The sequence below is a fragment of the Methanobrevibacter sp. genome (assembly GCF_045541095.1).
Classification (GTDB): Archaea; Methanobacteriota; Methanobacteria; order Methanobacteriales; family Methanobacteriaceae; genus Methanocatella.
The window spans coordinates 1-6,871 of sequence record NZ_JAZQIJ010000057.1; the positions used below are offsets into that span (position 1 = coordinate 1).

At 33.9% G+C, this 6,871-nt stretch carries 7 protein-coding genes; 1 reads left to right on the top strand and 6 read right to left on the bottom strand.

The features are described 5' to 3' along the window. The first annotated feature begins 173 nt into the window (after nt 1–173). Nucleotides 174–917 (top strand): tetratricopeptide repeat protein, encoded by a 744-nt coding sequence (locus ACKI2P_RS02715; protein ID WP_407374775.1) that lies wholly within the window; start codon nt 174–176, stop codon nt 915–917. A 356-nt stretch (nt 918–1,273) separates the two neighbouring features. Here ACKI2P_RS02715 and ACKI2P_RS02720 read toward each other — a convergent pair whose 3' ends face one another. The 6 genes from ACKI2P_RS02720 to ACKI2P_RS02745 all read right to left on the bottom strand — a co-directional run bounded on the left by ACKI2P_RS02720 (nt 1,274) and on the right by ACKI2P_RS02745 (nt 6,238). Continuing rightward, nucleotides 1,274–2,155: a PhoU domain-containing protein gene (locus tag ACKI2P_RS02720; protein ID WP_407374777.1), complete on the bottom strand. Its 882-nt coding sequence runs from the start codon at nt 2,153–2,155 to the stop codon at nt 1,274–1,276. Nucleotides 2,156–2,224: 69 nt separating this feature from the next. Continuing rightward, nucleotides 2,225–2,896, bottom strand: a complete 672-nt coding sequence (gene phoU / locus ACKI2P_RS02725) for a phosphate signaling complex protein PhoU (RefSeq protein ID WP_407374779.1) — start codon at nt 2,894–2,896, stop codon at nt 2,225–2,227. A 15-nt stretch (nt 2,897–2,911) separates the two neighbouring features. Then, nucleotides 2,912–3,664 carry a phosphate ABC transporter ATP-binding protein PstB gene (gene pstB / locus ACKI2P_RS02730; protein ID WP_407374780.1) on the bottom strand — a complete coding sequence of 251 codons (753 nt, stop codon included), beginning with the start codon at nt 3,662–3,664 and terminating at the stop codon, nt 2,912–2,914. An 18-nt stretch (nt 3,665–3,682) separates the two neighbouring features. Continuing rightward, a complete protein-coding gene (gene pstA, locus ACKI2P_RS02735) occupies nt 3,683–4,534 on the bottom strand; it encodes a phosphate ABC transporter permease PstA (protein WP_407374782.1) in 852 nt (283 codons plus the stop codon). Beyond that, on the bottom strand, nt 4,531–5,406 hold the full coding sequence (gene pstC, locus ACKI2P_RS02740; RefSeq protein ID WP_407374784.1) for a phosphate ABC transporter permease subunit PstC: 876 nt from the start codon (nt 5,404–5,406) through the stop codon (nt 4,531–4,533). The genes pstA and pstC overlap by 4 nt, the downstream gene beginning before the upstream one ends. Nucleotides 5,407–5,425: 19 nt before the next feature. Next, nucleotides 5,426–6,238 (bottom strand): phosphate ABC transporter substrate-binding protein, encoded by an 813-nt coding sequence (locus ACKI2P_RS02745; protein WP_407374785.1) that lies wholly within the window; start codon nt 6,236–6,238, stop codon nt 5,426–5,428. Nucleotides 6,239–6,871 lie beyond the last annotated feature (633 nt).

Below are 6,871 nucleotides of genomic sequence, written 5' to 3' on the forward strand. Positions count from 1 at the left end.
TAAGTATTTATATATTAAAACAAACAAATATTAGATTTAATTTAGAAAATTACAATGTTAAAACAATAATTACTATAATTTAATCTGCTAAACCTTAAACTTGCTGTTTACAACTCATATCATGCATGTAATCAATTAAAATGTTATATATCATAAACTCGAAAAGTATTTGTATGAACCAACAGGTAAAATATCTAATTCTTGCAATATTACTGATTGCGAATTTAATTTACCAATGCACATATAATTTTAGTTTATGGAATATTTTCACATCTTCCTTAATAATCATCATTCTATTTTATCAGTTTGCAGATATAGCTCAAAATAAAGTTTCTAAATTCCTAACATATGTAATGATGGTTGTTTGTCTCATCGAGATGTATATCGGAATCAAAAACAATGACTGGCTTTTAGTATATGGATTTTTTGGTTTTCTATTGTTTTTACTCTGGGTATGCCTCGAACCTACTTTAGACATACTGGCCAGATTCTTTTTAAGACACAATCATTTTTCAATAGCTTTAAAATTTGCAAACTGTTCCATATTCATATTTGGAAAAGACCCTTACATTTTAACAGTAAAAGGAAGTGCATTAAACATGCTCAAACGCTACGATGAAGCTTTAATTAGCTTGGAAGAATCCCAGAAACTAGGATATGACCACCCATTTCTTTATGCAAATCTAGGCTATTGCAACAACTACTTGGGAAATTATGAAAAAGCACTAGATTACTTTAAATCAGCGTCAGAAATTGATCCTAATGAATTCGGATATTTATATAGTATTTCCAGAATATCAATAGGATTAGGAAATTATGATGAAGCTTTACGTTATATAAACAAGGCACGTGAATTAAATAAAAATAATGAATTGTTGGATGAATTAATTGAGGATATTAATAATCTATCCGATTAACTTTTGAACACTTTTAAAAATCCCTATTGTCCCCATCCATATAGAAAGTGAAATTCGAACCAGATTAAATTAATAAAATAGTGATGATTAGTCACTATCTTCAATCAAACAAATACTTTCCTTTTTCCAGTAACAGTTATTGCAAGTCTTACATTCAGATTTGCCATGTCCATCCAGATTAACTTTACAGTGCACATGAGGACCTGTTGTTTTTTTGATTAGTTTGATTATTTCCAGTACCATTCTCACACGATTATAATTAATGTGGCAAAAATGACACTTGATATTATTCAACTGCAAAACATTTCCAAGAAAAAATGTAAACTTAATCCTTAAATTTAAAAAATTAAAATAAATCATTCCCTGAAATAGCGGGGAACGGTAGATCTTGGAATATTTTTGTGAAATTCAATTGCAATATCCATTATTTCAACGGAAATATCTCCAGTTCTTTCAAATGCTTTGATTACTCGTGTGAGATAAATATAATAATTCGCATGGTCAACATCATCAAAAGTGGACTCACCCATCTGAAGAGCAATTTCCTTCATGGCTCTATCCTGCATTTTATGCATCTTTTCTTCTGTATCCATCAAATCTTCTTTTAACTCAACTTTACCGTCAATGAATGCTTCACTTGCATAGGAAACAGATCTTTTTGCGTATTTATACATCTTTTTGAGGATGTCAAGAATCTTATCGTCAACTACAGAATCATCATTGATGACAAACTTATTGAGATGGATACAGTAATCACCGATTCTTTCGTAATTATAAGCCACTTCATTAAAAAGAAGAATTTTGGAAAGTTTTGAGTGAGGGTCCAAATTGACTACTGTTTCAACTGATGAGCGAATCTTTTCAAACATGTTATTTGTTGTAAAATCGAGTTCAATAGCTTCATTTGCTTTCTGTTTATCATTTTCAAGGATTGCTTCAAAGGAGAGTTCCAGCTGATTTTCTATATGCTCAGCCATAGTCCTTAAAATGTTTTTAATTAAAAAATCTGTCGAAATTTTTTTATTGCTGTTTTCGAAACCTCCGTAAACTTCATCATATTTTTCCAGATTAACAACATAAACCTTGCGGACAATGTCCTCATCGACCAGTGGCTTTAACAATTTGGTTACATACCTCCGGCTTATTTTCAAATCATCGGCAATTTCATCCTGATTGGCCGGATTTTGATAAAATATGTACTCTAAAATTTCTTCCAGTGTTTTATTACTTCTTCCCATTTTAATGACTCACCACAAAAGATATGACTAGTTATTTTTTAACTAGTACAAATATTTATTCAAATTTCCTCACTCATCTATTCCAGGTCTTTTTAAAGTTATCATGAATATTGTTCTTGAACCTATACTTACTGCCTTGTCGGCTATTCTTTCCATATATCTTGCCAGAAAAATTGTATCGATAATATAGGGCGCAAATTCAGCATCATTAATCATTGTTGATGTAACTTCATTTAAAATAGAATCGTATAGCTCATCTATTTTATCATCATCCCTGTCAAGCTCTCTTGCCTTGTCCAGATCATGATTTAAAAATACTGAAAATGATTTTTTTAACATGATTCCAATATACTCACCCATCAAAGCCAGCTGATTAAGTATCTTTTTGGGAATGGCAACATCGCGAATATTTCTGATTGAATCGGCAATCTTGGCGCACAAATGTCCAACCCTTTTGATGTGGCTGATAACCCTGAGCATGGATTCTATAAAAAGCAAATCCTTAGCCAGTGGCTGTTCGGTAGCCATGAATCTTATGCAGACCCTTTCTAGGTTAATTGTTTTGATATCCAATGTGCTGGAACCTGCAGATATGCTTTTGTGAACTGATTCATCATAATTTTCAAGCAGTTTAACAACGTCCCCGTTTAATCTGATAGCAAGATTTCCAAGTTCCCTGTAATCATCTACAATATTGTCCATTCTGTTTTGAAATGAAATTCCCGGTGTTTTTTCGCTCATAATTTCACATCCCCTTTATCCAAATCTTCCTGTAATGTATTCTTCTGTTTTTTTCTCCTTCGGACTTACAAATAGCTTTTCTGTTTTTTCACTTTCAATCAGCTCCCCGTTGAGGAAAAATGACGTGAAATCAGAAACCCTTGAAGCCTGCTGCATATTATGGGTAACAATAACAATCGTATAATCTTTTTTAAGCTCATGAATCAGGTCTTCTATTTTCAATGTTGAAATCGGATCCAGTGCAGAACACGGTTCGTCCATCAGAATAACTTCAGGGTTATTTGCAATTGTACGTGCAATGCATAGTCTCTGCTGCTGGCCTCCGGACAGACCTAAAGCTGACTGGTCAAGCTTGTCTTTTACCTCATCCCAAATTGCCGCTGATTTTAAACTTTCTTCAACTCTCTGTGCGATATAATCCTCATCATCATTTCCGTGAATTCTAAGTCCGTATGCCACGTTTTCAAAAATGGATTTGGGAAAGGGATTTGGCTTTTGAAAAACCATTCCTACCTTTCTTCTCAAATCCACCACATCCATATCTTTAGAATAAATGTCATTTCCATCCAAAAGAAGTGTTCCTTCTAATTTAAATGAAGCTATTAAATCATTCATCCTATTGATTGACCTTAAAAAAGTTGATTTTCCACAGCCTGACGGACCAATAAGTGCCATAACTGTGTTTTCAGCTACTTTTAAACTGATATCTTTAAGAATATGTGCATCTCCAAAATAAGTGTTGAGATGCTTTGCATTAATCCTATACATAATAAAACCTCATAAACTTTATAAATTTCCCATCATTTTGTTTTGATACCTTTGTGTGAAATAATTGGTTAAAAATGTAATTACCATCACTATAATTACAAGAACCGCAGCAGTTGCAAATGCATTCTGCAGGGATATTCCTTCAGTTGCCAGAATATACAGATGAAGGGGCAGCGGACGGCCCGGATCAAACATTGAAATCGGCATGGAAACAGATGAACCGGCTGTATACATTACAGCGGCGGCTTCTGAAATGGCCCTTGTCATTGCAAGTATTATCCCAGTTACGATTCCGGGAATTGCCGCAGGCAAAATCACATTGCATATAGTCTGCCATTTTGTTGCTCCCAGACCATAGCTTCCTTCCTTATATGTGCTTGGAACTGACCTTAATGAAACTTCAACTACCTGAAATATTGTAGGAATCGCCATAATTGCCAAAACAAGACCTGCTGAAAATACAGACCACCCCATCTTCAAAAACATTACGAAAAATGCAAATCCGAATAAACCGAAGACAATTGAAGGGATAGATGCCAATGTCTCTGCCCCGAAACGTATTATATTAACAAGCTTCCTGTTTTCTGCATATTCAACAACATAGATTGCCGCACCTACACCTAAAGGAGCCGCTATTAAAACTGAAATTAGAGTCACATATAAACTGGAGACAATTATCGGCAATATTCCTCCTGATCTGCCCTGGTCTTTAACACTGCTGAAAATAAACTCCAAATTTATTGCAGGAAGGCCTTCAATCAATATGAATGCCAGAATGATTACCAGAACTGAAATTGTGAGTACGCCTGAAAAAATCAATACTGAATTCATGATTTTTTGAGACCTGCCCGGTGATAAAAAGCTTTTCATAATGACCCTCCGGAAATATCAAGGCTGAATCTCCTTTGAATACATTTCACAACTACCAGAAGCAGCATTATTAGTATAAACAGTATGACTGCTGTTGTAAATAATGCATGATAGTGAATTCCAGTTGCATAACTCATCTCCAGTGCAATATTGGACGTTAATGTTCTTGCAGGCTCAAATATTGAGTAAGGTATTTTTGAAACATTTCCGACAACCATTATCACTGCCAATGTTTCGCCGACTGCCCTTCCCATTCCCAAAATTATTGCGGTGATGATTCCGGGAAGAGCTGATGGAATTACCACTTTGCTGATTGTCTGCCATCCTGTTGCGCCAAGTCCCAGTGATGCTTCCCTATACTCGCCAGGTACTGCTCTAAGCGAATCATATGAAACTGATATTATGGTTGGAAGAATCATGACCGACAGGATTAATGCGGCAGTAAGTACGCTGAATCCGCTTCCTCCAAAATGAGACCTTATAAAAGGAACCAACACTACAAGTCCGAAAAATCCGTAAACAACGGAAGGAATTCCAGATAATGTCTGGATAACCGGCTTTAATATATTTCTGACGTTTTCACCTGCAACTTCCGCCATGAATGTAGCGCATAAAACTGACAGAGGTGTTGAAATTAAAAGTGCAAGGAATGTTACGTAAAGTGATCCTGCAATCATTGAAAATACTCCGAATTCACCGTCATTAGGAGCCCAGAGATTTCCCAGTAAAAATTTGAAAAAACCGTATTCCTGAATTGCCGGCAAACCCTCGATAAATATGAAACCGGAAATAATTAAAATTATAAAGCATGACAGAAGCGCCGTTAAAAACAGCGACTTTTCTATTAATAATTCATATAAAGATTTTTTCATGATAAACACTCCCGACAAATCATTCTGTTGATTTGATAATTTTTTCTTCCTCAATAATCTTTTGGGCTTCACTTCCGCCCGTCCAGTCGATGAATTTTTTCAGCTCGCCTGAAGGATTTCCCTTAACTATAAATAAAAAAGGTCTTTGCAGTTCATATGAACCGTCTGCAATTGTTTCATTTCCCGGAGTTATTCCTCCAATATTTAAAGTCTTTACATCATCAGAAACATGTGCAAAGGAAACAAAGCCTATTGCATTTTCATCCTGTTTGACTGACTGTTTTACAGCTTCAGTAGAACTTTGAACAATTGCATCGCTTTTAATCTTAGTATCACCCATTACAATATCTTCAAATGCATTCAATGTACCTGATCCAGCTTCACGGCATACAATGTGGATTTCACCATCATTTCCGCCAACTTCTCTCCAGTTAGTAATTTTTCCGGAAAAAATATCTTTCAGCTGACTTTTAGTTAAATCAGAGACATTGTTTTTAACATTTACGGCAACTACAATACCATCTCTTCCAATTTCATATTCAGAAATGCCCTCTTTTCCACTGCTGTCCAATTCCTTGGAACTCATTCCTATATCAGCAATTCCATCATGAACAGTTTTGATGCCCAAACTGGATCCTCCGCCCTGAACATTTATTTTTACATCAGGATGACTGATTTTATACTCCTCTACAAGCTTTTCAGCTACAGGCTGAACTGATGTGGAACCAACAATATCAATTCTTTGAGAAGCACCCGGTCCAAAAGACAGAATGCCCAGAGCCATAATTATAGCAATTAAAATAATAATCAGAATCATTCGACTTTTTTTCATTAATTTTTCCTCTCTAGATTTTACCACAGTCTATTTTTTTTTCCAACTGCTTGATTGGAAATATAGTTTTTACTTATTTAAAACTTGCTATTTAGTGAAATAAAGTTCATAAAACATGAACAAAAATAAGAAAATTAACCGTGAAAAATTAAAGAATTCCCACAAACTGAACAAAATTTTTGCTGAAGGAAAAATCAAAAAAAGCATATAAAAAAGTAGCGAAACTCATCAGATACTATGTTAAACTCTATTTAATAGCAATTTCATCTAACCAGACCTGGATATGCATATTAAAATTCAAATGTTAAAAAAATAAGACGAATTTTAAAAAATTTACCCTAAATCAATAAAATCACCCATTAAAACTGTTCGTATAAAACTTATAAAAAAGTTCCGATACTTATCTATTTCAAGCACTGAAACTCTAATGAAAAATTTGTTTTGAAGTTATAATTAAATTTTTTGACACTGTTAAAAATTTAAAAAATTAAAACGGCTCTTTCTAAAATTGTCATGATGGAATGGAGTCCTATGCATTATTACTAATTTATTAATACGTTATATACTAAATAGGTTGATTATAATTTTTTATATAAAGAATAGAATACTATTAATATTTTAAATTGATTAAAC

Bases quoted from the DNA above. Each gene is read 5' to 3' on its own strand.
- ACKI2P_RS02715 (WP_407374775.1), top strand. From the start codon at position 174: ATGAACCAACAGGTAAAATATCTAATTCTTGCAATATTACTGATTGCG.
- ACKI2P_RS02720 (WP_407374777.1), bottom strand. From the start codon at position 2,155: ATGGGAAGAAGTAATAAAACACTGGAAGAAATTTTAGAGTACATATTT.
- phoU (WP_407374779.1), bottom strand. From the start codon at position 2,896: ATGAGCGAAAAAACACCGGGAATTTCATTTCAAAACAGAATGGACAAT.
- pstB (WP_407374780.1), bottom strand. From the start codon at position 3,664: ATGTATAGGATTAATGCAAAGCATCTCAACACTTATTTTGGAGATGCA.
- pstA (WP_407374782.1), bottom strand. From the start codon at position 4,534: ATGAAAAGCTTTTTATCACCGGGCAGGTCTCAAAAAATCATGAATTCA.
- pstC (WP_407374784.1), bottom strand. From the start codon at position 5,406: ATGAAAAAATCTTTATATGAATTATTAATAGAAAAGTCGCTGTTTTTA.
- ACKI2P_RS02745 (WP_407374785.1), bottom strand. From the start codon at position 6,238: ATGAAAAAAAGTCGAATGATTCTGATTATTATTTTAATTGCTATAATT.